The following is a 26,930-nucleotide window of genomic DNA, read 5'->3' on the forward strand; positions in this document are numbered from 1 at the left end:
TTGGCGTCCAGGTAGTTTTTATTCCAGATGTTCCGGGCGGTAGAAGAAGCGGCTTTCAAGGGGGAAGATCCGATCTGTGAACTGGCCTTTCTCCGCCTTGCCTATATGCTTATCCATCATCATCATACGCGCATCTATGTTGTCGATGAAATGGAGGATTTCCGCTTCTTTCAACATTGGCTGTTTAGGCGAACCATATTCAAGTTTACCGTGATGACTCAAAATCATATGTTTAAGCAGCAGGACTTCCTCTCCCTCTATATTGAGTTCAGCTGCCACTTTGGAGATTTCTTCACTTGCTATCACGATATGCCCTATCAGATTTCCTTCTGTCGTATAGGTTGTCCCGACAGGACCTGACAGCTCCTTGACCTTTCCTATATCATGAAGGATGATGCTGCTGTAAAGCAGACTTCTATTCAGTGACGGATAGATGTCACACAATGCTTCCGCTGTCCTCAGCATATAGTGGACATGGTAGGCAAGCCCCGAGACGAAATCATGGTGGTTGCTCATTGCAGCCGGATAACTCAAAAATTTCTTGCCGTATTTCTTCAGCATCTGTCTGACAATCCTTTGCAGACTGCCATTTTCAATCTTGATGACATAATCCATGATGCTTTCGTACAAGGTGTTTTCATCGATCGGCGCTTTCTCGACGAAGTCTTTAGGATTCAACCCATCTTCTTCTGTAGCTAATCGGAAGGCAGCGATCTTCATCTGCTTCTTGTTGCGGTAATCAATGACATCCCCTTTCACCTTGATCAGTGTCTCCGGCTTCAGGACTTCCATATCTTCTTTTGAAACGGTCCATAGCTTGGCTTCAATATCTCCCGTACGATCCTGCAGGAACAGGGTCATATAAGGTTTACCTTGTGATGTGACGCCTTGCTGGCTCCTTTTTATAAGATAAAAAGTGTCGACCGAATCTCCAGCCTTCAGTTTCGATATATTATTCATGTGCACTCACCTCATTTGACTTTCTCTTTAAGTTTAATGGTTTGGGACGCAGGAATTGAGTTATCGAGGTTACATGTAAAGTACAGCACCTGATCTTGCACTTCATTCCTCAAATAATCCATGATGATCTTTTTCCTCTCCTTGTCAAAATGCACAAAGGCATCATCGATGATGAGAGGCAACCTATAATACCCTTTCAACGCCTTGATCAGACTCAACCTCAAACTGATATAGAGCATTTCTTTTGTAGACTGTGACAGTTCAAGTGGATGGAAGAGCTGACCGTTATCATGCTTGACCTTCACTCCGTCATCATCATAGATGATGTTGATATAACGTCCATTTGTTATCTTCTGGAAAATAGTCCGTGCCTCTTCGATGACGACAGGCAGACGTTCATCTTTAATCTTTCGGATGTGCGCTTCAATCAGAATGCGGATGTAGTTCAATGACATGTAGTCTCTCGATATATTCTGGATATATGATTTTTTCATCTCATATAGGTGATGAAGTTCACTTAACTTGCCGTCGCTCTCCATCATCGCGATTTCCGAGTTCAGTTCAGCTAGTGTCTTTTGTTCCACATGAACCTTATCATTGAGTGCTTCGATCTGTTCGGCGATGTCTTCTTCTTCCTCACGCAGCTCAGACATCAGGATATCGGCCAGGGCATTCCGTGCATCATAATCGAAATGCTCTTCACCCAACTTCTCATCCAATTCATTATAACGGCGGACATTCCGTCTATGTTCGTCGTCTTTTCTCGCATAGTAATAATAAGTCTCTTCATCTTCTGCCAAAACCTGGTCAAGTAAAGAGTTGATCTCATGCTGTGCTTCTTTTACGCTATCCTGAAGTACCTTATTCTCATTCTGCAAAAGGGTGATCTGCTCATTCAATCGAGTATAGTCAGCTTCATCCTTATACATACCGGATACCGCATTCTTTACATCATGGAATACACTCGCGTCGTCATAGTGGATTCCGTAATGCATCAGATCCTCCTTGACGCTGCTTTTGAATTCCTGAAGTTCTCGCGTGAGATTATCCATCTCGACTTGATACCTGTTGATCTGGTTCCTCTTTTGTTTTATCCCCCTGATCGTGTGGATGGCATCAGGCATTGATTTATTTTCCATGTCCATATCTATCTTCAGATCTGCTTTCATCTTCGACAAATCAGTGTTCAATGAATCATGCAGTGCTTCTTTGTTCGATAAAGTTTCTTTCAGTTCTTCAAGACGGACATGGGTCGAGATGCGCTTCGCCTTAAGCTCTTTAAGATCCATTTTGAGTTCTCTTGCCGTACTGAGCTCAAATTCCATATCGTGGTTCCTGTTGATGGTTTCAATCGCTTCCTGAAGTTCCGCGACTTCTTTTTGATAATCTTCCTTCAGCGATTCATCCGGTTTTTCCCTATTCAAGGTAAGGAGCAGCAATATCAGTGCGCCGGCCACGGCCGATGCACTCCCTATCACCCATTCTGAGCCGGCAAGATAAAAGATGCCAACCAACAAGGCAATGATACCGACCCCAATGATGAGCATCTGCTGCATCCTGCTCGATCTATTGCGTTTACGTTTTTCCCGTTCATAGTCTTTTTCGATCAGACTGAACATCTTTTCTTTTTCCTTCAGTTCAAATTCCTTATCCACCAGTTCCTGCTTTTTTCTGATGCGCGTTTCACTGATCTGTTCCGCTTCCAACTGTGCCAATTCCTTATCGTAGTGGCTGACGTCGGACTTTACCTGATCGAATTCACGCACCAGAAACTGTTCCTCCAGAGCCACTTCATCCAATTTTGAAAGGAGCGACTGGACAGAGTCCTTCACGATGTTGGAATCATCCACCTCATGATGTTCCTCACTCCAGCCTATATCCCTCATAAGCAGGCCGATGGCTTCCTCGTTGCTTGCTATTTCTGAAGCGAGGCGCTTGTGCTCCATTCGCTTCTGTTTGATTTCAGGCTCTTTCTTCAATATGCCTTCCAGATGGGTGATTGTTTCACCTTCAGGCTTATTGATCGCTGCCAACTCTGCTTCCAACGCTTTTAGTTTTTCTGTACGCAAGGCAATGTCCTGCTCAGCCTGTTGGAGTTGATGCTTCATCTTCTCGTATCGCTCGATCCCCTTCTCTGGGAAATTGATCGGTTCAATGTTCACTTGACTCTCGAGATTTTTCCATTCCTTGATGTCTTTATGGTAGACGACTTCTTTCATTTTCTGCTTTCTTATCGACTCTAGCTGATTCAGACCATCTTTGGTGAAGTTCAATGCCTCTTCACTCTTCACTCTTTCTTTGGTTAGGGTATCGTACCGCTCCTCCACCTGCTCAAGTGCCCGGATTTTATCATTGAGTTCGGACATCTCAGCAATTTCCTTATTCAATTCCGGCTTTGAACCATTTTTCTTATAGATTGTGCCAAGTTCGGCATCGATTGCACTAAGCATCTCATCATATTCATGGGAGCCGAGTGCGCCTGCACGAAGCAGGTATTCCTGTAGCTTGTCTTCAGTCATATTCTTGTGGATGTCCTGCAGTCCGAGCACATCGAAGGAAAAGATTGAACGGTATGTCCTTTTATCGATGAAATTCAATTTTTTGATGAGCCATTCCTCACCGCGCACAGTCCCGTCTTCAAAATAAACTTTCACGTCACCCTGGACCTTTCCTTTTATGCGTTCAATCTCTACAGCACCCGGCTCATCAGGAAATTCGACTGTGATCTTTCCGCCATAGAGATTGTGCATGCGCGGTTCTCTTCTCGGCTCCTGTTCCTTACGGGTCGGGAAGCCGAATAGGATGGAATGGATGAACGACTGCATCGTTGACTTGCCGGCTTCGTTCTCGCCAAAGAGTTGAACAAAGTGCTTATTGGTATCAAATTTTGTTTCTGTTATTTTTCCATAGCCATATATATCGAGTCCAATAATTTTCATATATTCACTACTTCCTCATCAGCATTCTAAGCCGTTCTTCGCCCTCTTCAAGCAGCGCTTCCGGATCGATATCCTGGACAGGATCCAGATACCTGTTCACCCTCGGATCCATGTAGAGCGCGTTGACCGCTTCTTTGAACAGTTCTTCATCGGAAGAATGACTTGCTTTAATGTCGTTGATCAATGCGATGTTGTCTTGGTGCAGATACCTCACCTTAAGGTCATCAATCCAGACGAATTCCTTTAGATCCCTCTCGTCTTCCTTCAGCAATTCGATTACTTCGGTCAGATCGGCGCCCGTCAATTCCTCATCTCCGTCATAGGTGATGGTCAGCTGGATGATATGTTTTCCCTTATCCCTTAAGCGATTTTTGAACTCTGCAATTGCCTGGTACAGGGACTGTTTGCTGAGTTTTGCCACTTCGAGTTCATACTCGGCAAAAATGATTTCCTGTACAGGAATGAAGCGTGTCGAAAGATATACATCATCCCCCTCCACCACAAGGAAGCCTTTTTCGCCATACTCGTTCTTATGGCGGCCTTGTATGTTGCCCGAGTAATGCACAGGTGGCAGATCACTCAATTCTTCACGCTGATGGATATGGCCAAGCGCCCAATAATGATACAGCTTTTCATTCAACATCTGTAGATTGAATTCCGTGTATCGTTTTTGGCTGGATTGGCTGTGGGAATAGGTGCCATGCAGCAAACCGATATGTATGCCTTCGTTCATTGTATTGACTGGGTATTCCTCCAGCCTGTTTTCATATGTATCATCCAGGAAATAACTGAAACCGTGGAGGAAGATACGGTCTCCGTGTGAGCTCACCATCTCATATGTTTCTACATTTTCACCGAATACCGTAACATTGTCTGGCCATTCCGTTTTGAAGCCATCTGTCAAAGGGTCATGGTTGCCGTGGATGATATAGACGAATATTCCGGATTCTTTCAAACGTTCAAATTGGCGTCTCATGAATACCTCGGATTTCAGTGTACGGTTCGCTGCATCGAACATGTCGCCTGCGATGACAAGGAAGTCGACTTTCTCCTGAATCGCGTAGTCGATCATCCTTTTGACACTGATATAAGTACTCTCTGTAAGCACGTCAAAGATTCCTGGAATCATTTTCGATCGGGACTTGAATGGACTGTCCAGATGCAGGTCTGCACAATGTATAAATTTAACCAATATTCCTCACCTGACTTTTCTGCTCATTATATCTACAGTATACCAAAAACCAAAAGAAAAGAGGCCCTCAACAGACCTCTTAGTAATTAGTTTTCGTTATTTACACCGTATAGTTCTTCAATCGGCTTCATGATGACACGGTTCAGATCTTGGATGAGTTCACTCATCTTCTGTTCTGCTTCCATAAGGGCTTTGATGTTTTCGTCCTTCTCGATATCTTCAGCGGATTTCTGTGCTTTTTGGACATCTTCTTCCTGGATTTCCTCACCTTGCATCTGTTTTTGCTGCAGGTTCATCTGTACTTCCCTGAACTCATCGAAGAGTGTCTTCGACTCTGGATTAGCATTTACCTTTTCATAGTACTCTTTCATAGTCTTGAATTCATCTGATTTGCGCAATGCACCTTCCAATGCATTTGCCTGATCGTATACGTTGACTGCCATTGATAAAAAACTCCCTTTAATAAAGATAACTATACTGTAACATAAAATCGGCACTTATAAAAATACAACAATCAGCCCTTGTATGATTCCGATCATGCCACCGAGGAAAAAGCCAAGCAATGTTATCATACGGAACTCTTTATCAGATATTTCCATGACAAGCTTTTCGATATGACTCAATTCAAAGCTATCAATCTGATTTTTTATGACGTGGGCCAAATGGAGCTTCTCGACAATCCTTCCGGTATTCGCTTTCAGATATTCAATGATGTTGCTACCCAATTTGTATTTGCCGGTTTCCTTGAAGGTGTTGAACATCTCGGGATTGAAGTCCTTAATCGGATAATCCAGTATGCCGTCTATATCAATCCGTCTTTTCAAGGTCTCCCCAATACTGTCAATCAGAGCATCCCGATCACCTTCTGTGACGATTTCATCCAATCGGGTCTTTTTAAGGCGTTCATATTCTTCATTGATGATCCTCAGCTCTATATCGGTCAATTTGGGGTCATGTATCAGCTTGTTCAATTCCTTTTGGATATTGCGCACGATGGAGTCCGTCGTCATTATATATTTCAGGGAGCGTGCGAGCCTCCCTCTGTTCTGGACGAACTCGTCAGCCATCGTATACAGATCGTCATACCCTTTCTGTGAATTGATGTAGGCTGAAATTTTGCTTGTCAATTGGGGTTGGAGCCCATCCACCTTTAAATCGAGTGTGGCGAGCGCATCTTTAGGAATCAACGACTCGATGCTCCGGCCATATAACTTACTGCCTTCTTCAGCCACTTTTTCATCAAGGGCATCGTTGAAGCTCCTCATCACTTTCTCTGACAAGCCTTCATGGATCCGTTCCATGAAATAGCGAAGGCTTAAATTCTCCGATTCCATCGTTTCTATCTGCCGATCTATGAACAGCATGATGAAGCGTCTCGTCTCATCGCTGTCGATTTTGCTGATGAAAGCATCCGGCGTCAGCAGATGTTGGGTAATGATCTCACCCATCTTGAGTGATGCTTCTTCCCTGCGGCGCGGGATTACCCCTGGTGTGAATGGCAGCTGCCTACCGAAGATGTATTTAGGTTCATAGGGCCTGAACAGCATCCTTATCGCAAGCATATTGGTCAATCCGCCTATCAGAGCCCCGATGACCATCATCAGGATGATCTGGATCCCATCATTCATGAAAAACACCCCTTCCTGTTACCGTCATGTATAAATGAGAAAAGGCACCCTGAGGTGCCTTAGACAGGTTGCAGATCAGATTGTCTGTTGAAGTACGTTCTGATCTCCCTTTCGATATATGATGCATGGAGCGGGCGGTTCATCGGGCTCAGTACCCGATAGATTTTATTACTTTTATTATATTGCAGGCGATAGCCGTTCTTTCTTTCCAGGTCATCCCAATAGACCGCTTCCCCTTCATAGTTCGGGTAGACACAATGGCCTCTTGAGATCAGCTGTGCCAACTCCAGAGGGTCACCGCCGAAACTGTTGGTTAGGACATCACTGTCCCTAAACAGGGCACAAAGCGAAATGCATGTCGTCCAGTTAGGAAGGATTCGTTCTTTTTCTATCTGTACAAGCGTCTTTTTGGATAGGCCGATCGTCTGACTCATGGAGTCCTGAGTATAGCCCGCTTCGGTCCTTACCATTTTGAACTTGGACTGGAGTAACTCCGTAAAAGTCTGTTTATCCATTCTTTTCTTCCTTTCACTCATTTCGGTTATTATAAAAACCACTTACTATAATAATACACTTTTAATATAATAGTATATTTTGATGTAAATTAAAAGGGCATATATTGAATTTCACCAAAAGTTCAATATATGCCCGTCATTTAATTGTCACTAACCATCATGTTTCCTGTCGAGCTGCCCCTTCTTTACGGTTTTCCTGTTCGTTGATGATGAGGGATATGGCAGCGTCACCTGTAACATTGACCATTGTCCGCGTCATATCAAGCAACCGGTCTATACCGATGATGATGCCAATCGCTGCAGGATCGAGTCCGATTGCAGTCAGCACCATTGCCAACATGACGAGTCCGACGCCCGGCACCCCTGCTGTACCAATGCTCGCCACCGTCGCAATCAAGACGACTGTAACCATCTGCATGATTGTCAGGTCGATCCCTGAAAGCTGGGCGATGAATACCGTTGCGACACCTTGCATGATCGCCGTCCCGTCCATATTGATCGTGGCCCCGAGCGGCTGTACGAAGCTGGATATGCTCTTACGCACACCAAGGTTCTCCTGGGCGGACTTCAGTGAAATCGGCAGCACTGCGCTGGACGAAGATGTACTGAACGCCACACCCATTGCGGGAGCAAACCCTTTAATGAACCAGATGAAACTTTTCTTCGCCAAAAATTTCACTGCAGCACCGTAAACCAGGATCATATGGATGAAGAGAGCCAAAAGCACACAGACGAAATACATGCCGAGTTGCTGTATCGCTCCGAATCCTGCCTGGACAAAAGCCGTTGCAACCAGCCCGAACGCACCAATGGCTGCAAAATATTTCATGATAGCGAGTACAATCCACATCACTACTTCATTTGCTTCTTCAAACAACCTGATGAGTCCCGCCGCCTTATCCTTTTTCGCAATCATCGCAATTCCAATGAAAATCGCAAATGCGATGATCTGGAGCATGTTTTGTGTTCCCATCGCCTCCACGACGTTTGTTGGAATCAGATTGATGACAGTCTGGTCAAATCCTTGCTGCAGTGCTTCCCCCGTGCTTCCCCCTTCGAGCTCAGTCTCGCGATACTCAGCGACTTCGTCAGAACCCAGTAGCGCTGACTGTCCTTCGCCCGGGTCCAGTATGTTCGCAACGACCATTGCGATGGTGATTGCAATGGCAGTTGTCGCCAGATAGAACAGCAGTGTCTTAAGACCATAACCTCCGAGTAGTTTAGGGTCGCCTACACTTACGACGCCAAGCACGATGGAAATGAAGACTATCGGCACGACCATCATGAAGATCATATTAAGGAAAAGCTGACCGAGGATATTGAATATGTACTGGTCGATCCATTGCACCCATTGTTGGCTGTCATACATCGGGCTCAGTATCGAGCCGATGATGATGCCAAGTATCAATGCAACTACAATCTGTATAGTAAGTTTATTTCCTACTTTCATATTATGCCCCCCAAATTTGAAATCTCTTTATCAATTATACTGTCCGGTGTAAACATTTGTAAACAATAATTGAAAACGATTTCCAAAATACCCTACAGTTTGATTATATTGTACTTGATGGCATATATTACAGCCTGTGTACGATCTGAGACTTCAAGCTTGTTAAGGATATGGCTGACATGCGTCTTGACCGTCTTTTCGCTGACGTACAACGCTTCGCCAATCTCGCGATTTGATTTGCCCCTGACAATCTCTTTCAACACTTCAATTTCACGTGCAGACAACGCATTTTTTTCATGGGGCATATGCCCTTCCCTATCTATTACTTTAAGTATATCCGGATGGATGACCTTCTCCCCTTGGATTACACTTTTGATCGAGGCAATGAGTTCCTCTGCTTCCATTTCCTTTATGATATATCCATCAGCATGTGCTGAAAAGACAGGCCTCACATACTCTTCGGTAGTATAGCTGGAGAGCACCAGCACTTTAATTTCAGGATGATATGCCTTGATTGCACGTGTGACTTCTATACCATCCATCTCGGGCATGACAAGATCCAAAAGGATCAAATCTATATCTTTGGCGCTTTTCAGATATTCAAGCAGTTCCCTGCCTGTACCAAAATCTTCGACCACCCGAATATCTTCTGTAGTCGACAGCAGGAACTTCATGCCTTCCCTTACTATATGATGGTCATCGACCAATATGATATTGTACATATGCTTCACTCCTTCATGGGGATGGTGACCATGATGCGGGTCCCCCTCCCCTTACCGGTATCGATATTTATATTTCCATTGAGCTTATGGATCCGTTCAGTCATGTTCGACAGGCCATAGCTCGACCGATGATTTTCTTCAAATTCAAACCCACTGCCTTGGTCTTCGATGATTACGGAGAAGATATCACCTTTCGCCGCCATCCTGATTATCGCATGTTCAGCACCCGAATGCTTGCGTATATTATTCAAACTTTCCTGGATGACTCTATATAGGGCGACTTCCACATGGTCCGGCACATCATAGAAGCCCTCCATACCAATCTCAACTTCAAGGCCAAGCAGCCCTGCGTACTTTTCGACAGCATCGATGATGCCGTTCTCGAGCCCTATCGGCTTCAGTTGCCAGATTAAGGCTTTCATTTCCTTCATCGCATGTTTCGAAGTCCGCTCTATTGAATCAAAAGCCACATTCGCCTTGTCCGCATCATTCAATGATTTTGCAGCGTGCGAAGTGATGCCTATCGAAAACAACATCTGATTGACGGAATCATGCAGATCCCTGGCGAGACGTTGCCGCTCTTTTATGAGCATATTCTCCTGCTCACGCGTCGTCAGTTCTATACGCTTTAAAGTGGAACCTATCTGAAACGCCACCGACTCCAGAAGGTCAAGCTCGTCCTTGGCGAACTTTTCGCGATAAGGACTTGCCACGTTCAACAGACCGAAGGATTCGTCTCCAGAAATGAGTGGAACAGTGGCATGATGGGTGATGCCGTTATTCTCATTGGGGTACTCATTGCGGGCTTGCTCCAGCCTTGAACATACAAAAATATTCGTTGCCGTCTTAAGTTCCTTCCTGTTATATTTATTGACACACCAACATTTTCCTTCACATAAATAATGATGGTCATTATTTTTAAGGGCGGACGGGAGACGGTAATGCGTTGTGAGTTCATGTTGGCCCGCTTCATTTATGAAGAATATCCATCCCGTATCAAATTCCGAGTGATCGATCAGCATCTTCAATGCCCCTTCGACCATTGCTGGCCTATCTGTTTCTTCGTTCAGGAACTCCGCGATGTCTTTCAACAATTGAAGTTTACTTTTCATAAGAATCACCCCACCTAAAAAATTAACAGCTTTGTAACCTTAACTTCCACATCCAGCAGCTGTTTTCACTTATAATGATACAGTATGGATTCGAATCACTCATCTATTGGAGGGCAGCCATGTCGAAAAACAAGCTTTATATGCAATCCATCTTCCTCATCTCATTAATCGCAACGCTCGGTTCACTTTATTTCAGCGAAATCAGACAATATGAACCATGTGAGTTCTGCTGGTATCAGCGCATACTCATGTATCCGCTAGTACTGATCTCCATCATTTCAGTCATCCGCAATGACCATGGCGCCGTGTACTATATCCGGTTCATGAGTCTGCTTGGCCTCCTTATGGCATCTTACCATTACGCCCTGCAGAAGATCAGTTTTCTCGGTGACGGATTTACAGCCTGTACCGGGGTTTCCTGTACCGTCCAGTATATCGACTGGCTGGGCTTCATTACAATTCCATTCTTGTCGCTTATTGCATTTGCGCTCATCTTTATACTATCATTTATTCCAAAAAGAAAATAAGAAGGAGACCGAACCATGGGAAATAAAATATTCTACGGTATTATAGCACTTATCATCGTGGCGTTTGCCGGCATCTTCATTTTTATGAACAGTGCTTCAAATGATCCCGATAAAATCAGCGATTCCGGCTACTATCCCTATACGGATCTGGAACCAGAGGAGCTTGAAGGCGCGACCATCGACAAGTTGGATGATGAAAATTATCACTTTAATAAGACTTTCGATGAAACAAAGAAGATTATAGAAGAAAAGGACCACGCATTCGTCTATCTGTGGAGCCCTACATGTGTACACTGTATCGCTGCCACTCCATTTTTGACTGATGCATTTGAACAGACGGATGCAGAAGTCACGCAACTGAATGTCTTGGAATATGACGCAGCCTGGTCGGAATTTGAAATTGAAGGCACACCGACCCTCATCTACTTTGAAGATGGTAAGGAAGTCGATCGCCTCTATGGTAATCCTGGAAACTCTGATGACTATAAATCATTCATCGAAGAAATGACAGGGGACAAATAGATGAAATTCACAATACATGAGAATTTTGACGGATCTACACTTGAAGAAATGCTGAAGACCCTTCACGTACCTAAAAAAGAACTTCATCTGCTGCGCATGTCGAAGGATGTCACACTGAACGGCGAACCAGCCCGGCTCAATTCACCGATCCATTCAAAAGATGTAGTCGTCCTTCCAGATGACGGTTCCAAAAGCCAGTACAAGCCAAGCTATCGGACATGTGATGTTCTATATGAAGATCGTTATCTTGCTGTACTATTCAAGCCTCGCGGCGTCAAGACACATCCGAATGAGATGTCTGAGACCAATACACTGATGAACCATGCCATCTATACTCTGGATGCCGACTATCTCGAACCGGTCCATCGGCTTGACCAGGAAACCAAGGGCGTACTCCTTGTCGCCAAGCACCCTTTAGTCAAGAAGATGCTTGACCATATGTTGAGTGAACGTGAAATCAAAAGGACTTATATTGCACGCATTGATACAAAAAGGTTGATCGAAAAACAGACCATCAGTGCCCCGATAGCCAAAAATCCGAAAGAGCGCAATAAATACCATGTTACTGATAAAGGGAAAGAAGCGGTGACCCATATCACCAAGTCCCATGTTACACCGGATTATTGCGAACTTGAAATTGAATTGGAGACGGGCCGCACCCATCAGATTAGAGTACATCTGGCACATATCGGTTCCCCAGTCATCGGTGATCCCCTGTACGGTAACGCGACACTTAGAGACCTGCAGCTCTTCAGCTACAGAATCGAATTCACCCACCCCCTGCTTCAAAAAACCGTGCGCGTGGAACTCGATAGAAAGACATTGTAGAAAAAGACCTTCACCCCGTAATTTCTTGGGGTGAAGGTCTTTTTTGCCTGTTCCATTTCATTTCCGCCTTCTGAAGCGGTCCTTTACTTTGAGCAACAGCTGATTTTCATGTTGGATGATCTGTTCGCGACCACTTCTTTCAGCGCGGCGCATCAATTCCACTTGGGCACTGATGGGAGGATGTTCGTTTTCAACATACACATAAGTGCCATCAGGGCGTTGGCTGCGGGCTTTGATGTTATCCATCAGATACAGCCTGGCAATCGCTTTGATCTCTTCGATGATCGCTGGATCTTTGACTGGGAACAATATTTCCACACGCTTGATCATATTCCGAGTCATCATATCGGCAGATGATAAAAACATCTTACCCTCTCCATTATGGTTGAAGTAGTAGATTCTTGAATGCTCAAGGAACCTGCCGACGATGCTCACCACTCTGATATTGTCGCTGACATCTTCTATTCCTGGTTTGAGGCAACAAATGCCCCGCACCACCAGATCTACTTTCACACCCTCTTGGGAAGCCTGAAGAAGCTTGTTGATGATCTTCTTATCTGTAAGCGAGTTCATTTTGGCGAATATATAGCCTTTACCGTATGTCCGATGCAGTTCGATCTCTTTATCGATATAATCGGCGAATAGATCCCGGATTTCAAATGGAGCGACATGGAGCGACTGGTAGTCGGGCTTTAGGGAGTAGCCGCTGAGATAGTTGAAGAAGTTGATCGCATCATTTCCTATATCCTCGTCCGTTGTGATCAGTCCCATATCAGTGTAGAGCCTTGCAGTGGAATCATTATAGTTGCCCGTGCCAAGGTGGACATAGCGGATCAATCTGCCTCTGACTCTTTTGACCACCAAAGTTATTTTACTGTGGGTCTTCAGGAAATTCATGCCGTAGATGACGTGGCACCCGGCATCTTCGAGTTCTTTTGCCCACTGGACATTATTCTTTTCATCGAATCGCGCCTTCAACTCTACAAGCACTGTCACCTGCTTACCATTTTCAGCCGCATGCTTCAATGCTTCAATCACCGGAGAATCGCTCGAGACCCGGTAGAGTGTCTGTTTGATCGCAAGGACATCCGGGTTCTCTGCCGCCTCACGCATGAAATCTACAATCGTCTGGAAGCTTTCAAAAGGATGATGTAGGAAGACATCTTTTTTCAGGGCACGCTTGTAAATGTTCTCCCCTGCAAGGAATTTCGGTTCCTGCGGCACGAATGGCGGGTATGCAAGATTGGGATGGCGCTCCTTGAACCTCGCTGTCAAGTCGAACAGGAAGGTTAAATCCAACGGACCGTTGAACCTATATACATCCTGCTCCTCGAGATTCAATTCATTTTTCAGAAAGGAGCCATTGATGGAATCGTCCTTGCTTGTGTCTATCTCCAGCCTGACGGCCGCTCCTTTTGTCCGTTCCTTCAGGAAACGCTCAATCTCTATCAGGAGATCGGCAGCCCCTTCTTCATGGATGGTCAGGTCTGCATTGCGCGTTATCCTAAACGGGAAGGTCCGTTCAATCCTATAACCCCTGAACAATTCATTGATGTGCTGTTCAATGATATCTTCAGTCAGGACAATATAGGTTCTGTTCCCTTCCTTAAGTTCATAAAACCTGCGGATAACAGTCGGCAGTTGGACGATGGCAGTCTGATCACCCAATTCATTCGAAAGGTTGACGAAAATATTGATTTTCTTATTCATCAATTTAGGGAAGGGGCGATAGGCATCCATTCCGAGAGGAGTAAGGGAAGGGAATATTTCATTTCTGAATATCGTTCCGAGTTCTTCCTGCAGATGATACGGGAGTTCATCCGGACGCTTCAGGATGATGTCATAGCCTTCCAATTCCTTCATCAGACGATGAAAGGTGGCATACTGGGCATCGCAGTTCCGTCTATTCATATCACTGATACCCTTGAGCTGTTCGCCAGGCGTCATCTGCGTCTTGGTGTCCGGTTCATGATAATCCATCTTTACCTGGTCTTTCAGCCCTGCAACACGTACCATGAAGAATTCATCCAGATTTGAACTTGTAATTGCCAGGAACTTCAGCTTTTCAAGTAGCGGGTTCGTATCATCCTCTGCCTCTTCAATCACCCGGTAGTTGAAGCTGAGCCAACTGAGCTCTCGATTGTTATAGTATTCTTTATTGTTCAATCGATATGTCATTACTATTCTCCTACTTCCTCTAAGATGAAACTGGTTATCATGCTTCTATGAATTTGATTTCCAGATGCCCATCCATAATCTTTTCGATATGCTTCTTCTGTCTCGTTGCCTGGTACTCTTCTGCAATCGGATCCCCTTTATATTTGATTGTGAGAGTCATCTCGTCTTCTTCATCATCCAGATAAAGATCCTCTACAATGTTTGTGTTCGAGATGTTCAGGGCATTCGCAAACTTCAATATGCTGCCGAGCTTCATGAGAGTGCTCATTTCCTCGCTATTGAACCATCCGGATTCATCCGCAAAGAACTTCAGGAGCGTCTTGTTCTTGAAGCTTGCAAGCAGAGCCAGCTTCACCCGGTCTCTATGGACAATGCCGTTGATGTTGCTGTTTGAGATCAGATAGTAGGTGTGCTGACTTGTCGCATCCCGATCGATGAATGACCCGAGATAGAAAATATATGCTGCATTCTTCATGAGGTATTTCTCATGTCTGCTGATTGAGATGAAATCATACCGCTCCAATTCATGATAAAGGCGTTCAGTGATTTCCTGGCGTTTCTTCCCTTCCTCAAAATCAATCTGGAAATCACTGGCAAGTTCCTTCAATGAATCCCTGAAAATATGGTATTTATTGAAGGCCGCCGGGTAGTCCCTGGTTATCATAGACATCGCCAGTCCTTCCCGTATCCCCTGCCTGCTGAACTTGAATTCCTGGGCTCTTGAGATATCGTAGAGCGATTTGAAGACGATGGTACTCGGCAGGATGATGTCGCTACGGTCCTTACTCAACCCATCGATGTCATCAAGATCATCTTCCTTTGTGTTCTCAAGAAGATCATATACATCCTGTAGATCATTCCGGTCCATTGAGTAGCCGTGGACGCCTGCGATGGGATAATTGGTTGAAGATTGGTGGATACGTGCTATATTACGCGCACTTCCTCCAATCGCAAGTATCGGTACTTTACGCTTTGAGAGCCACTTGATTGATTTAAGCTGCTTTTTTACATACTTTTCCGTCTCTTCCAACGCTTCTTCATCGTTGTGCTTCTTATCCTCAAAAAACATACTTTTCAATGTTACGACACCGAATGGGAGACTGACCGAATGGATGAGTTCCTTATTCTCAAAATATGTCAGTTCAGTACTCCCCCCACCGATGTCGATGATGAGGCCGTCCATGTTGCTGATGGTATGGACCACTGCATGATAGCCGTAGAATGCCTCTTCCTTGCCAGTGATGACTTTGATTTCCATACCGACTTCTGATTTTACCCGTTCTAGTATGTCGTCCACGTTGACGGACTGTCTGATGGCCGCCGTTGCGACCGGATGGATTTCCTTGACGCTGTATTTTTCACTGATCAGCTGGAAACTCTTCAGGATGGAAATGAGGTTATCGATCCCTTCTTCTGCCATGACTTTGTCCTCATCGAGGTACCACGCCAACCGGGCAGGTGTCTTGATGTTCTGGAGCTCTTTAAGACCGGTCTCCTCATCATATTCAAACAATACAAGGCGTACAGTATTAGATCCGATATCCACAAGTCCAATTCTCTTCATCATATACAGTCTCCTAATCTTTGGATTGGGTCATCTCTTCTGGCTTGATCCATTCGTCGAATTGAGCTTCGGTCAGATGTCCGGATTCAATTGCAGACTCTTTGAGGGTCAAGCCCTTTTCATGGGCATTTTTGGCGATTTTCGCAGCATTTTCGTACCCGATATGTGGGTTCAGCGCCGTGACCAGCATAAGGGAATTGTTTAGGAATCTATTGATATTCTCTTCGATCGGTTCTATTCCGACAGCACAATTATCGTTGAATGTCTGCATGCCGTCTGCAAGCAGATAGATGGACTGCAGTGTATTATAAAGGATGACCGGCTTGAATACGTTCAGCTCGAAGTTACCTTGGGAGGCTGCAAACCCGACTGCCGAATCATTGCCGAAGACTTGTACTGCCACCATCGTCAGCATCTCGGACTGCGTCGGATTGACTTTACCTGGCATGATTGATGAACCTGGTTCATTCGCAGGGATTTCGATTTCGGCTATTCCAGCGCGTGGGCCGGAGGCAAGCCACCTGACATCATTTGCTATCTTCATGAGGTCTGCCGCCAATGCCTTCAATGCACCATGGAGATAGACTACTTCGTCATGCGCCGTCAAAGCATGGAATTTATTTGGGGAGGAGACGAATTCATGACCGGTCTGCTTGGAGATTTCCTTTGCTACACGATCGCCGAATTCAGGGTGGGCGTTGATGCCTGTACCTACAGCCGTACCACCGATTGCAAGGTTTCTGATTTGATTTTTGGATTCACCGATCAGTGCCTCACACTTTTCGAGCATGTATCTCCAGCCACTGATTTCCTGGCCCAATGTCAATGGGGTGGCATCCTGCAGATGCGTACGTCCGATTTTGATTATGTCTTCAAATTGCTCTTCTTTTTCCTTGAATGTCTTTTTAAGACCCTCGAGGGCAGGTATGAGCTGTTCCTCCACAGATTGGTAGAGGGCGACATGCATTGCCGTTGGATATGTGTCGTTGGAGCTTTGGGATTTGTTGACATCATCGTTCGGGTGGACTTTCTCGTCCACACCTTTTTCAGATAGATATTCATTCGCGACATAGCTGACGACTTCATTGACGTTCATGTTACTCTGGGTGCCGCTTCCAGTCTGCCATACTACAAGAGGGAAATGGTCATCCAGTTCACGATTGATTACTTTATCGCATGCGTGGATGATCGCTTCTTTTTTATTTTCTGAAAGTTTGCCTAGTGCATGGTTTGAAACTGCCGCAGCTTTTTTGAGGTGTGCAAATGCTGTAATGACCTCAATAGGCATTTTTTCTTTTCCTACCGGGAAATTCTGCTTGCTTCTTTCTGTCTGTGCACCCCAATATTTGTCACTTTGAACTTTAATTTCGCCGATTGTATCTTTTTCTATCCTGTATGACAATTAAAAAACCTCCTGAAAATTAGTATTCATAGAATATTTTATACTAATTTACAGAAGGATTCATCAGTTATCCACTATTTTCATCATCTAAGTCTTCTTCGTGTGTTTCATCGTTCGAGGAATCGATCGGATAATCTTCATTTTGGGAGATCTGTTCCATTTCTTTTCCCAGTGCTTTCACATCTTCCATATCCTCTGTCATCTCATTGCTCTCGGGTTCGATATCTTTCCTATAGTCCACTTCTTCATCTCTTTTCATCATATCCCACCTTATGCAAACTCTGATGTGTAGTAGTCGACGATATCGCGGTCAAGCTGGGACGCCGCTTCCGAATCCATAACTACCGTTACCATGCGGTGCTTCTTCACCTTGGCAAAATCTTCCTGACCGTTCTCTGCCGCATCGTATAGATCTCTCACAGCCTTGGCCTTATCGTTTCCTGTTGCAACCAGCACCATTTCCCTTGATTCGAACAGCTGATCGTTCCCTTCGGAACCGCTATAGCCTACCTTTTTATTGGCGCCGATGGATAATACTGTAAGGTTTGCCTGCTTCTTATCGTCAAGGACTGCCTTCATCGACTCTTTAGTACCTTCCATCTTCAGTTGATTCTCAGGAATATCCAAGTCATTGAATACTTCTGCATTGCCATCCTTATTGATGGTGACGATATACACCTGAGCATAGTTTGCTGGATGTATTTTGGATTCTTCAACTAGTTTTTCATAGCTTTCGTCCAGTTCCTCGTTCATCTCAAGTCCAAGGACGCTTGTCGGGTTGTTATGGATCTGCTTTCTTACGATGTCTGCAATATAGTCGCTTACCAATGTCTTGTCCTTGAATATCTTAAAATTCATTGCCATATAAATTCCTCCCGGTTTTTCTCCGTTTTTTTAAATATCTATATTATTCTACCCTGGTAGGCAGGGATTCTAACAAAAATTATCCCTTTTCAGCTTTTTTCTTTCTTCTGGATGGTTTATAATGTTATCATGTATGGAAATATAGGAGGCGCTAATTATGAAAGCATTTCTGATATTGATGGTCAGTATGTCCTTTATCACTGCCATTCTTTCTTCAAGCCGTGAATCCAAATATGGATATAAGGATGACGGTGAAGAAAAGCTAAGTTAAATTCAAAGCAGGTCATGCACAGCATGACCTGTTTTTTTATTGGCCGAGAAAGCCTTGCCTCTTGACGACAGCATCCACATCAAGCCGTTGTTTTTTGCCTAGCATGCCGATCACCTGGTCACTCCAGCTGTCTCGACGTTCTCCCCCGGTACGGGCTTCATAATAACTGCTTATCCTCTCATCATAAGCATCGATCTCCGGCTTCACCTTTGCCGTCGGAGTATAGGTATTTTCATGGTAGACCGCTTCAAAAGGCAGACGTTCTTTCTGACTGCCCTCGTGATCCGGATAACCGACTACCATGCCGAAAATCGGAAATACGCCTTCAGGCAGTTCAAGTATTTCTATGACCTCCGCCATATCATTTCGTAATGAGCCGATATAACACATGCCAAGTCCCATGCTTTCCGCCGCCACAGCAAGATTCTGGGCTGCAAGGGCGGCATCGACGACACCTACAACAAATTGTTCCGTCTTATCGTGTGAAATGGGCGTCCCTTTGTCTTTTGACAGTTCGACATGACGGTGATAATCGACTAGAAATACAAATAGATGGCCATTATCCTCCACGTATGGTTGGGTGCTGATCGCCCTTAAAGCCGCTTTCTTGTCTTTATCGGTGACACCCAGGATGCTGTAGGCCTGCACATAGCTGGATGTACTCGCCGCCTGCGCAGATTTCACCAACTCCCGTATCGTCTCCTGCTCCAGGGGCTCTTGCTTAAATTTCCTGATCGATCTGTGCGCCTGCAGTAGCTCGGTAACTGAATTCATTCTTCTCCTCCTAATTTATATGTGGAAAACCTTGTTGCCTCAATGCTTCATATATGAGGATCGCCGCTGTATTGGCCAAATTTAAAGATCTCACCTTATCTGTTATCGGGACTCTCAGGGCATTATCGCCATACTGCTCTTTGAGCCAATCGGGCAGACCTGTCGTCTCCCGACCGAAAATGAAATAGTGGGCCTCGTCATCATTCGAAAAGTCCACATCCGTATAAGGTTTTGTCGCAAATTTCGTAAGCAGGTAATAGTTCCCCTCGGTCGCTTCAAAAAATGCTTCTGCCGAATCATGGTGGATGACATTAATATGCGGCCAATAGTCGAGGCCGGCCCGCTTCAGCATTTTATCGTCCGTTGAAAAGCCGAGTGGATGGATCAGATGCAGTGTCGAACCCGTTGCTGCACAAGTCCTTCCTATGTTGCCCGTATTGTTCGGGATTTGGGGTTGATATAATACGATATGGTTTGCCATATGTTCCTCCTAAGCGCTTTCTTGGATGCCTTTTAGCATCTCTTCCTTTACTGTCTCGTCCGTCTCTATTTTGAATCTTTCTCCGATGTAGCCAAGCGCATCATTTTCCAGTATGCGGCCTATCGCCCAGTAGGCAGTCCCCTTGATTACAGGGCGTGGGTCATTTTCCGCTACACGCTTCAATACATCTACAGCCGACACTTCCTTGAAATGTGCCAGTGCTATGATCGCATTGCGTTGTATGGGTTTCTTGCCGCGCCAGGTTCCTGCAAGGTGTCCATATGTCTCCTTGAAATCCCTGTTTGATATTTCAAGCAGCCCAGTAAGTTCAGGCTTCAATATTTCAGGTTCCAGTATAATATCATCATGATGGTCCGTATTGATGCCTTTATTGCGCGGGCATACCTGTTGACATGTATCGCAGCCATACAGCCTGTTGCCGATCTTACCGCGGTATTCATCAGGCAAGAAGCCTTTTGTCTGTGTCAGGAAAGAAATGCATTTTTTTGAATTCAGCTGCCCATTTCCAACAAGGGCGCCTGTAGGGCATCTATCCACGCAGATATTGCAGTCTCCACAAGAATCGATCAATTCTTCATCAGGGGGGAAAGGGAAACTGGTGATCATCTCGCCAAGATAACTATACGTTCCGAGTGTGGGGTTTATGACGAAGCCGTTCTTCCCTATGAAACCAAGACCACTTCGCCGTGCCACTTCGCGATCACTCAACACTCCGGTATCGACCATCGAGTTGCATTCAATCGAAGCGTCGATGGATTTTATATAGGCTTCGAGCTTTTCAAGCCTCGAATTGAGCAAAGTATGGTAGTCCATCCCCCATGATGCGCGGGCGAACATACCACGCCGCTCCCCTTTTTTACTTTTGGGTGCATTCGGAAGTCTGTTCGGGTACCCCACGGCGATGGAGATTATGCTGCGCCCTGAACGCAATGTGCGATCAGGATTCGTCCGTTCTTCTATGGACCCTTTTTCAAACCCTGATTCGAAACCTTTCTCGTGATAATCAATCAACTTCTCCCTATATTCCACAAACGGCTCGGTATGAGTGAATCCGATATCATCAATGCCGATGGAGTGGGCGTACTCAATGACTTTTTCCTTAAATTCAACACGATCCATTTAGTCACCTGCTTTCTTTAACCACGTTATTATGCCGATTGACATTATACTATCAGACGGACATTGGCCACAACCCTGGACTATCTATATTTTCCCTTGTTGATAATCGGACTGCCACACTTCTTCAGGCACCATGCTTCCTCCGGTACACCACAAAACATGCGTTGCGCCCCCTTCTTCGACAGCCGTTCTGAGAGGGCCCATAAAGCTTGCTGCCGCAGATGGCTCAGCCTTGACCCCTTCAGTATCGTAGGTCATTGCCAGCAGCCGGTACAACTGCTCGTCTGCAACGGTATAGAAGGAATGGATCTGGTTCTCCATAAGCTTGCCGATGAATTTCGACGGCCTGCCGACAGCAAGCCCATCTGCTATCGTGATATTATCCAATCCGATGTCTCTTACCGACAATGCATTGTGCCGTCCCGTCATCACTCCTAAAAGCATGCTAGGGGCCGCTACAGGCTCAGCGAACACCGGATGGACATGTTGTCCATAGACTTTTTTTAGACCAAAGCTGATGCCGCCTGGTGCACTCCCGACACCGCACGGCAGATATACATATAAAGGATGCTCTTCATCTACAGTAATGCCCGCCTCATCCAGTTGCTTCTGCAGGCGCAGTGCAGCCACTGCATAGCCCGTAAAGAGTGGTTTTGAATTTTCGTCGTCTACGAAATAGCTATTCCTATCGGAAATTGCTGCCTGACGCCCCACATCCACAGCTTTGCTGTAGTCATCCTCATGTTCGACGACTTCAGCCCCATGTTCCCTTAAAAGATCCTTCTTCCACTGTTTTGCATCACTCGACATATGGATCGTCACTTTGAAGCCAAGTGCCGCACTGATGATGCCGATGCTCAGTCCAAGATTTCCAGTCGAACCACAGATGATTGTGTAGTCTGAAAAAAATGTCTTGAATGTCTCAGAAGAGAAGAGGCTGTAATCTCCATCCAATCCAATCAACCCTTCATTTACCGCCAATTCCTCTGCATACTTCAATACTTCATAGATGCCTCCACGTGCTTTAACAGAACCGGATACCGTCAGGGCATTATCCGCTTTTATGAAGCACGATCCCTTGATGATCCTATGAAACTCTTTTTCTAGATGCGCTTGCAATCGCTCTGCTGGCAGCAGTGGGGATTCGTTGATTCCTTCATCCTTCACAGTCTCGTCAAAGGCTTGTTTGATGAACGGTGCAAATCGTCGCAGCCGTGCATCTGCTTCCCTGATGTCTTCTAGTGTCAGCTCAAAATCTTGAGGGGCTTCCATGATTTTTCCATAGATTGGATTTTCCCAGAAGATTTCTTTTTTACGTGATATTTCTGTTATGAGCGGCCATTGCTCTGCTAATGTATACTTGGTCTCCAATTCATCCTCTCCCTTCTTTTGACTCTTCGTCCTGTTCAAACTATGACACGACTTCAGACCTTGCCATCCCATTCATTATAGAATTGTTCAAGATATCTTTCCATGAATTGATGCCTTTTTTCAGCTTGCAGCTTGGCTGATCTGGTATGCATTAAATCTTTTAATTTTAGCAGTTTTTCATAGAAATGGTTGATTATAGTATTATCTTCTTTACTGTACTGTTCGAAAGTCAAATTTTCTCTGGCATGCAATTTTGGATCATGGAGCTTGTGGTTTTTACCGCCTCCAAAAACCATCGTACGTGCAATGCCGATTGCGCCCAATGCATCTAGGCGGTCTGCATCCTGAACGATGGCATCTTCAATGCTCTCAACCTCTACAGGGTTGGTTCCTCCCTTGAAAGATACAGCCTGCATAGCATGGATGATTTTATCAATCGTACCTTGCGCAACACCATGCTCTTCCAGAAAAGCCTTTATGCGCTTCGATTCTCTTTCTTCATCATCTGTCATTTTGTAGTCGATCATATCATGGAACAATGCTGCAACCTGGATTGTAAAAAGGTCTCCGCCCTCTTCCGACTGCAGCATACATGCATTATTGTAGACGCGGATCACATGCCAGTAATCGTGTCCCGTCATATCATCTTCATGAAATTCACCCACCATAGCCTTTGCTTCTTCAATAATCCTCTCGTTATCCATCATCGAGCCTCCATATGTATACATCATAAAACAGATGACACAATTATAGCACTTGAGCTACTAGTTATAAAAAGCATTAATAAAAGCCTCTATGCATTCATAGAGGCTTTTACAGCATAATACTACTCTGTCTTTTCCGTAAACTCGAGTTCAACCATCGCTTTTACTTCCTTACCTACCATGACGCCACCTGTTTCCAATTTCTGATTCCAGGTCAGCCCGAACTCTTCTCGGTTGATGATGAACTCACTTTGGATACCGTGCACTTCGTTGCCCCAAGGGTCCATCGCCTTTCCATTATACTCAAGTTCTATCGTCTTCTCTTTTGTGACACCATTCAGCGTAACATCCCCAGTAACTGAAAAAGTATCTCCAGATTTACTTATAGTTTTGGACTGGAATGTGATCTTCGGATTCTTTTCAGCGTTGAAGAAATCTTCGGACCTCAAGTGTTCATCACGTGAAGTATTTTTAGTATTGATGCTTTCTGTTTGAATTTCAGCATATATACTCGCATCCTTGAAAGTTTCCAGATCTTCAGTTTCGATTTCGAAATGGAAGTTCTCGAAGCCTCCCCTCACTTTTGATACCATCATATGCTTAACTTGAAATGCAACTTCTGAATGCGTTTGGTCAGATACATAAACTGTCATTGTCAATTACCTCCAAGTAGTAAAAATTATCTTTAATTCGAGATAATATGAGTATACTTCTTACTTCATACAAATGCAACCCTAAAATACACTAAAGACGAAGAACATCATGTTGCAACTCTTCTATAATACTAGTGTTGCTAGATTCTTCCCTATCTACCCTATCTCAAACACTTTATAGTATGGATTTGATGAATTGGCGGGATTTTGAAGTATTAGTGTAGACACAACTTGTTGAGCCTTGGACAGCTTCATTATTAAGATGATATCAATCTAAATTTTATAATATGATATATAAAAAGACCTCCTGCCTTACGGAACAAGCCGTTAAACAGAAGATCTTATAAATGATTTTATGGATGCAGGGGGCTTCTCCAGCCGTTTACTGTTGACTGGCAACTTGCTTTATCGTCTTGCCAATACCTCTTTTACTGTTGTTGCAATGTTCTTTGGTTCATTCTTGCTATTTATAATACTTTCTCCTTTGATTTCAACCATAAAAATAACGGCCGATGAAATATTTCACCCGGCCGCTCGCAGCGCGTACTAAAATCACATTATTTGATTAATCGATTATACCACCGGCCGGGATCGAACCGGCACTCCCGCAATGGGAACTGGATTTTGAGTCCAGCGCGTCTGCCAATTCCGCCACGGTGGCCCAGTATTATTTAAATGGAGCGGAAGATAGGATTTGAACCTATGTCTTGCTTCAGGAAGAAGCATGTTCTGAGCACTGAACTACTTCCGCAGATATGAATTAATTTTTTGATGCAATATCCTGCTCGAGACAGAACCAGAATACTTAATGGAGCGGAAGATAGGATTTGAACCTATGTCTTGCTTCAGGAAGAAGCATGTTCTAAACACTGAACTACTTCCGCTTAGTAAATTATGGAGGCACCAACCGGATTTGAACCGGTGATAGAGGATTTGCAGTCCTCGGCCTTACCACTTGGCTATGGTGCCCTAAAGCTGGGCTGACAGGATTCGAACCTGTGCATGACGGTACCAAAAACCGTTGCCTTACCGCTTGGCGACAGCCCAATAATGGGGCGGCTGATGGGGATCGAACCCACGAATGCCGGAACCACAATCCGGTGTGTTAACCACTTCACCACAACCGCCATGGCAGGGGTAGTAGGAATTGAACCCACATCTAAGGTTTTGGAGACCTTCATTCTACCATTGAACTATACCCCTAAATACATGGAGGGGGGCAGATTCGAACTGCCGAACCCGAAGGAGCGGATTTACAGTCCGCCGCGTTTAGCCACTTCGCTACCCCTCCACGTTTAAATATAATGGTGCCGCCCAGAGGAATCGAACCCCCAACCTACTGATTACAAGTCAGTTGCTCTGCCAATTGAGCTAGAGCGGCGCCACAATATAACAAATGGTGGTTCAGGACGGAATCGAACCGCCGACACTGTGAGCTTCAATCACATGCTCTACCGACTGAGCTACTGAACCACTTAAATTTAAAATGGCGGTCCCGACGGGAATTGAACCCGCGATCTCCTGCGTGACAGGCAGGCATGTTAACCGCTACACCACGGGACCACTTAAATAATTGCGGGAGGTGGATTTGAACCACCGACCTCCGGGTTATGAGCCCGACGAGCTACCGAACTGCTCCATCCCGCGATAATAAAATAATAAAAATGGCGGAGGAAGAGGGATTCGAACCCCCGCGGGCGATGAAGCCCCTGTCGGTTTTCAAGACCGATCCCTTCAGCCAGACTTGGGTATTCCTCCGTATGAAACTATGCAATTAAAACATGGTGGACCTTGCAGGACTCGAACCTGCGACCCAACGGTTATGAGCCGTTTGCTCTGACCAACTGAGCTAAAGGTCCAATATAGCGGCGGAGGGGATCGAACCCCCGACCTCACGGGTATGAACCGTACGCTCTAGCCAGCTGAGCTACACCGCCGTAATAGCATATTAGAATAAATGGTGGAGACTAGCGGGATCGAACCGCTGACCTCCTGCGTGCAAAGCAGGCGCTCTCCCAGCTGAGCTAAGCCCCCATATAATCTGTGTAAGTGCGGGTGAAGGGAGTCGAACCCCCACGCCCGAAGGCGCTAGACCCTGATTCTAGTGCGTCTGCCAGTTCCGCCACACCCGCATTTATAAGAGTCGGGAAGACAGGATTCGAACCTGCGACCCCTTGGTCCCAAACCAAGTGCTCTACCAAGCTGAGCTACTTCCCGTGGTTATTAAGCGCGCCCGAGAGGAGTCGAACCCCTAACCTCTTGATCCGTAGTCAAGCGCTCTATCCAATTGAGCTACGGGCGCATAATGATATTTATACTGGTGCCGAGGACCGGAATCGAACCGGTACGGTAATTACTTACCGCAGGATTTTAAGTCCTGTGCGTCTGCCAGTTCCGCCACCCCGGCGAACTAAACAATGGAGCGGAAGACGGGATTCGAACCCGCGACCCCCACCTTGGCAAGGTGGTGTTCTACCACTGAACTACTTCCGCTGATGATGCGGGTGAAGGGAGTCGAACCCCCACGCCCGAAGGCGCTAGATCCTAAATCTAGTGCGTCTGCCAGTTCCGCCACACCCGCAAGTCATGAGCCATAGAGGATTCGAACCTCTGACCCTCTGATTAAAAGTCAGATGCTCTACCAACTGAGCTAATGGCTCAAGATATTTCCAAAAAATGGTGCCGCCCAGAGGAATCGAACCCCCAACCTACTGATTACAAGTCAGTTGCTCTGCCAATTGAGCTAGAGCGGCTTATTAAAATGGTGGAGAATGACGGGTTCGAACCGCCGACCCTCTGCTTGTAAGGCAGATGCTCTCCCAGCTGAGCTAATTCTCCTAAAATCATTTCATTCTGCATTTCCAAATACTGCCCGGCGGCGTCCTACTCTCACGGGACGTCAGTCCAACTACCATCGGCGCTGGAGAGCTTAACTGCTGTGTTCGGCATGGGAACAGGTGGAACCTCTCCGCGATTGCCACCGGACAATATGGCATGCTTGAATGCCCCTTGGACATTCAAAACCGGATAGAAGCAATGCGTTGCGTAGAAGACCATACACGGTTTCTTCATTTGAATAAGTCATCGATCGATTAGTATTCGTCCGCTCAATGTGTCGCCACACTTACACGCC

At 45.4% G+C, this 26,930-nt stretch carries 23 protein-coding genes, 25 tRNA genes and 1 rRNA gene; 3 read left to right on the plus strand and 46 right to left on the minus strand.

Annotated features, from left to right (window positions below; all coding sequences use genetic code 11):
- Window positions 1-18: 18 nt before the first annotated feature.
- The 9 genes from yhaM to ACFFLE_RS08200 form a co-directional block, all read right to left on the minus strand.
- Complete coding sequence (yhaM, locus tag ACFFLE_RS08160) at window positions 19-960, minus strand: 3'-5' exoribonuclease YhaM (RefSeq protein ID WP_380570634.1); 942 nt, start codon at window positions 958-960, stop codon at window positions 19-21.
- An 11-nt stretch (window positions 961-971) separates the two neighbouring features.
- A complete protein-coding gene (locus ACFFLE_RS08165; RefSeq protein ID WP_380570635.1) occupies window positions 972-3,899 on the minus strand; it encodes an ATP-binding protein in 2,928 nt (975 codons plus the stop codon).
- 7 nt (window positions 3,900-3,906) lie between these two features.
- Window positions 3,907-5,091, minus strand: a complete 1,185-nt coding sequence (locus ACFFLE_RS08170) for a metallophosphoesterase family protein (RefSeq protein WP_380570636.1) — start codon at window positions 5,089-5,091, stop codon at window positions 3,907-3,909.
- Window positions 5,092-5,177: 86 nt separating this feature from the next.
- Window positions 5,178-5,534 carry a YlbF/YmcA family competence regulator gene (locus ACFFLE_RS08175; protein WP_380570637.1) on the minus strand — a complete coding sequence of 119 codons (357 nt, stop codon included), beginning with the start codon at window positions 5,532-5,534 and terminating at the stop codon, window positions 5,178-5,180.
- Between the two features lie 54 nt (window positions 5,535-5,588).
- Window positions 5,589-6,719 carry a DUF445 domain-containing protein gene (locus tag ACFFLE_RS08180; RefSeq protein WP_380570639.1) on the minus strand — a complete coding sequence of 377 codons (1,131 nt, stop codon included), beginning with the start codon at window positions 6,717-6,719 and terminating at the stop codon, window positions 5,589-5,591.
- A gap of 59 nt (window positions 6,720-6,778) precedes the next feature.
- Entirely contained in the window at window positions 6,779-7,234 is a 456-nt protein-coding gene (xdrA, locus tag ACFFLE_RS08185; protein ID WP_344702208.1) for an XRE family transcriptional regulator XdrA, read from the minus strand.
- 157 nt (window positions 7,235-7,391) lie between these two features.
- Complete coding sequence (locus ACFFLE_RS08190) at window positions 7,392-8,684, minus strand: dicarboxylate/amino acid:cation symporter (RefSeq protein ID WP_380570640.1); 1,293 nt, start codon at window positions 8,682-8,684, stop codon at window positions 7,392-7,394.
- A gap of 92 nt (window positions 8,685-8,776) precedes the next feature.
- Complete coding sequence (locus tag ACFFLE_RS08195) at window positions 8,777-9,406, minus strand: response regulator (RefSeq protein ID WP_380570641.1); 630 nt, start codon at window positions 9,404-9,406, stop codon at window positions 8,777-8,779.
- Window positions 9,407-9,411: 5 nt separating this feature from the next.
- On the minus strand, window positions 9,412-10,518 hold the full coding sequence (locus ACFFLE_RS08200; RefSeq protein WP_380570642.1) for a GAF domain-containing sensor histidine kinase: 1,107 nt from the start codon (window positions 10,516-10,518) through the stop codon (window positions 9,412-9,414).
- A gap of 119 nt (window positions 10,519-10,637) precedes the next feature.
- Between ACFFLE_RS08200 and ACFFLE_RS08205 the strand changes: the two genes are divergently transcribed.
- From ACFFLE_RS08205 to ACFFLE_RS08215, 3 genes are read left to right on the plus strand one after another with little or no spacing between them, the layout of a single operon-like run.
- Entirely contained in the window at window positions 10,638-11,045 is a 408-nt protein-coding gene (locus ACFFLE_RS08205) for a disulfide oxidoreductase (RefSeq protein ID WP_380570643.1), read from the plus strand.
- A gap of 15 nt (window positions 11,046-11,060) precedes the next feature.
- Complete coding sequence (locus ACFFLE_RS08210) at window positions 11,061-11,567, plus strand: thioredoxin family protein (RefSeq protein WP_380570644.1); 507 nt, start codon at window positions 11,061-11,063, stop codon at window positions 11,565-11,567.
- A complete protein-coding gene (locus ACFFLE_RS08215; RefSeq protein WP_380570645.1) occupies window positions 11,568-12,395 on the plus strand; it encodes an RluA family pseudouridine synthase in 828 nt (275 codons plus the stop codon).
- A 57-nt stretch (window positions 12,396-12,452) separates the two neighbouring features.
- Here ACFFLE_RS08215 and ACFFLE_RS08220 read toward each other — a convergent pair whose 3' ends face one another.
- The 37 genes from ACFFLE_RS08220 to rrf form a co-directional block, all read right to left on the minus strand.
- A complete protein-coding gene (locus tag ACFFLE_RS08220; protein WP_380570646.1) occupies window positions 12,453-14,573 on the minus strand; it encodes an RNA degradosome polyphosphate kinase in 2,121 nt (706 codons plus the stop codon).
- A 37-nt stretch (window positions 14,574-14,610) separates the two neighbouring features.
- The gene (ppx, locus tag ACFFLE_RS08225) at window positions 14,611-16,137 is read right to left on the minus strand and encodes an exopolyphosphatase (protein ID WP_380570660.1); all 1,527 of its coding nucleotides are present in this window, start codon (window positions 16,135-16,137) and stop codon (window positions 14,611-14,613) included.
- Window positions 16,138-16,150: 13 nt separating this feature from the next.
- Window positions 16,151-17,539 (minus strand): class II fumarate hydratase, encoded by a 1,389-nt coding sequence (gene fumC, locus ACFFLE_RS08230; RefSeq protein WP_380570647.1) that lies wholly within the window; start codon window positions 17,537-17,539, stop codon window positions 16,151-16,153.
- A gap of 67 nt (window positions 17,540-17,606) precedes the next feature.
- Complete coding sequence (locus ACFFLE_RS08235) at window positions 17,607-17,801, minus strand: hypothetical protein (protein ID WP_380570648.1); 195 nt, start codon at window positions 17,799-17,801, stop codon at window positions 17,607-17,609.
- Between the two features lie 8 nt (window positions 17,802-17,809).
- A complete protein-coding gene (locus ACFFLE_RS08240; protein WP_380570649.1) occupies window positions 17,810-18,403 on the minus strand; it encodes a 6-phosphogluconolactonase in 594 nt (197 codons plus the stop codon).
- A gap of 307 nt (window positions 18,404-18,710) precedes the next feature.
- The gene (gene nfsA / locus ACFFLE_RS08245) at window positions 18,711-19,448 is read right to left on the minus strand and encodes an oxygen-insensitive NADPH nitroreductase (RefSeq protein ID WP_380570650.1); all 738 of its coding nucleotides are present in this window, start codon (window positions 19,446-19,448) and stop codon (window positions 18,711-18,713) included.
- A 10-nt stretch (window positions 19,449-19,458) separates the two neighbouring features.
- Window positions 19,459-19,929 (minus strand): tRNA (uridine(34)/cytosine(34)/5-carboxymethylaminomethyluridine(34)-2'-O)-methyltransferase TrmL, encoded by a 471-nt coding sequence (trmL, locus tag ACFFLE_RS08250; protein ID WP_380570651.1) that lies wholly within the window; start codon window positions 19,927-19,929, stop codon window positions 19,459-19,461.
- A gap of 9 nt (window positions 19,930-19,938) precedes the next feature.
- Window positions 19,939-21,069 carry a tRNA epoxyqueuosine(34) reductase QueG gene (gene queG, locus ACFFLE_RS08255; RefSeq protein ID WP_380570652.1) on the minus strand — a complete coding sequence of 377 codons (1,131 nt, stop codon included), beginning with the start codon at window positions 21,067-21,069 and terminating at the stop codon, window positions 19,939-19,941.
- Window positions 21,070-21,153: 84 nt separating this feature from the next.
- Window positions 21,154-22,440, minus strand: coding sequence for a D-serine ammonia-lyase (gene dsdA / locus ACFFLE_RS08260; protein WP_380570653.1), 1,287 nt, complete (start codon window positions 22,438-22,440; stop codon window positions 21,154-21,156).
- Window positions 22,441-22,493: 53 nt separating this feature from the next.
- The gene (locus tag ACFFLE_RS08265; RefSeq protein WP_380570654.1) at window positions 22,494-23,147 is read right to left on the minus strand and encodes an HD domain-containing protein; all 654 of its coding nucleotides are present in this window, start codon (window positions 23,145-23,147) and stop codon (window positions 22,494-22,496) included.
- A 119-nt stretch (window positions 23,148-23,266) separates the two neighbouring features.
- On the minus strand, window positions 23,267-23,797 hold the full coding sequence (locus tag ACFFLE_RS08270; protein WP_380570655.1) for a YceI family protein: 531 nt from the start codon (window positions 23,795-23,797) through the stop codon (window positions 23,267-23,269).
- Between the two features lie 576 nt (window positions 23,798-24,373).
- Window positions 24,374-24,458: transfer RNA gene (locus ACFFLE_RS08275), tRNA-Leu, on the minus strand.
- A gap of 15 nt (window positions 24,459-24,473) precedes the next feature.
- A tRNA-OTHER gene (locus tag ACFFLE_RS08280) sits at window positions 24,474-24,548 on the minus strand.
- A 58-nt stretch (window positions 24,549-24,606) separates the two neighbouring features.
- Window positions 24,607-24,681, minus strand: a tRNA-OTHER gene (locus ACFFLE_RS08285).
- A gap of 11 nt (window positions 24,682-24,692) precedes the next feature.
- Window positions 24,693-24,766, minus strand: a tRNA-Cys gene (locus tag ACFFLE_RS08290).
- Window positions 24,767-24,772: 6 nt separating this feature from the next.
- Window positions 24,773-24,844: transfer RNA gene (locus tag ACFFLE_RS08295), tRNA-Gln, on the minus strand.
- A gap of 4 nt (window positions 24,845-24,848) precedes the next feature.
- A tRNA-His gene (locus ACFFLE_RS08300) sits at window positions 24,849-24,924 on the minus strand.
- 2 nt (window positions 24,925-24,926) lie between these two features.
- A tRNA-Trp gene (locus ACFFLE_RS08305) sits at window positions 24,927-25,000 on the minus strand.
- Window positions 25,001-25,007: 7 nt separating this feature from the next.
- A tRNA-Tyr gene (locus tag ACFFLE_RS08310) sits at window positions 25,008-25,088 on the minus strand.
- 14 nt (window positions 25,089-25,102) lie between these two features.
- Window positions 25,103-25,178: transfer RNA gene (locus ACFFLE_RS08315), tRNA-Thr, on the minus strand.
- A gap of 16 nt (window positions 25,179-25,194) precedes the next feature.
- A tRNA-Phe gene (locus ACFFLE_RS08320) sits at window positions 25,195-25,270 on the minus strand.
- A gap of 14 nt (window positions 25,271-25,284) precedes the next feature.
- A tRNA-Asp gene (locus tag ACFFLE_RS08325) sits at window positions 25,285-25,360 on the minus strand.
- Window positions 25,361-25,370: 10 nt separating this feature from the next.
- A tRNA-Met gene (locus tag ACFFLE_RS08330) sits at window positions 25,371-25,444 on the minus strand.
- Window positions 25,445-25,462: 18 nt separating this feature from the next.
- Window positions 25,463-25,555 (minus strand) — tRNA-Ser (locus ACFFLE_RS08335).
- A gap of 24 nt (window positions 25,556-25,579) precedes the next feature.
- Window positions 25,580-25,656 (minus strand) — tRNA-Ile (locus ACFFLE_RS08340).
- 4 nt (window positions 25,657-25,660) lie between these two features.
- Window positions 25,661-25,734: transfer RNA gene (locus ACFFLE_RS08345), tRNA-Met, on the minus strand.
- A gap of 21 nt (window positions 25,735-25,755) precedes the next feature.
- A tRNA-Ala gene (locus ACFFLE_RS08350) sits at window positions 25,756-25,831 on the minus strand.
- Window positions 25,832-25,847: 16 nt separating this feature from the next.
- A tRNA-Leu gene (locus tag ACFFLE_RS08355) sits at window positions 25,848-25,929 on the minus strand.
- Window positions 25,930-25,940: 11 nt separating this feature from the next.
- Window positions 25,941-26,014, minus strand: a tRNA-Pro gene (locus ACFFLE_RS08360).
- Window positions 26,015-26,025: 11 nt separating this feature from the next.
- Window positions 26,026-26,099, minus strand: a tRNA-Arg gene (locus tag ACFFLE_RS08365).
- A gap of 16 nt (window positions 26,100-26,115) precedes the next feature.
- Window positions 26,116-26,204, minus strand: a tRNA-Leu gene (locus ACFFLE_RS08370).
- 11 nt (window positions 26,205-26,215) lie between these two features.
- A tRNA-Gly gene (locus tag ACFFLE_RS08375) sits at window positions 26,216-26,290 on the minus strand.
- Between the two features lie 6 nt (window positions 26,291-26,296).
- Window positions 26,297-26,378 (minus strand) — tRNA-Leu (locus ACFFLE_RS08380).
- Window positions 26,379-26,384: 6 nt separating this feature from the next.
- Window positions 26,385-26,457 (minus strand) — tRNA-Lys (locus ACFFLE_RS08385).
- A 17-nt stretch (window positions 26,458-26,474) separates the two neighbouring features.
- Window positions 26,475-26,550 (minus strand) — tRNA-Thr (locus tag ACFFLE_RS08390).
- A 9-nt stretch (window positions 26,551-26,559) separates the two neighbouring features.
- Window positions 26,560-26,635 (minus strand) — tRNA-Val (locus ACFFLE_RS08395).
- 32 nt (window positions 26,636-26,667) lie between these two features.
- Window positions 26,668-26,782 (minus strand): 5S ribosomal RNA (gene rrf, locus ACFFLE_RS08400).
- Window positions 26,783-26,930 lie beyond the last annotated feature (148 nt).

Source organism: Salinicoccus siamensis, from assembly GCF_042429615.1.
Lineage (GTDB): Bacteria > Bacillota > Bacilli > Staphylococcales > Salinicoccaceae > Salinicoccus > Salinicoccus siamensis.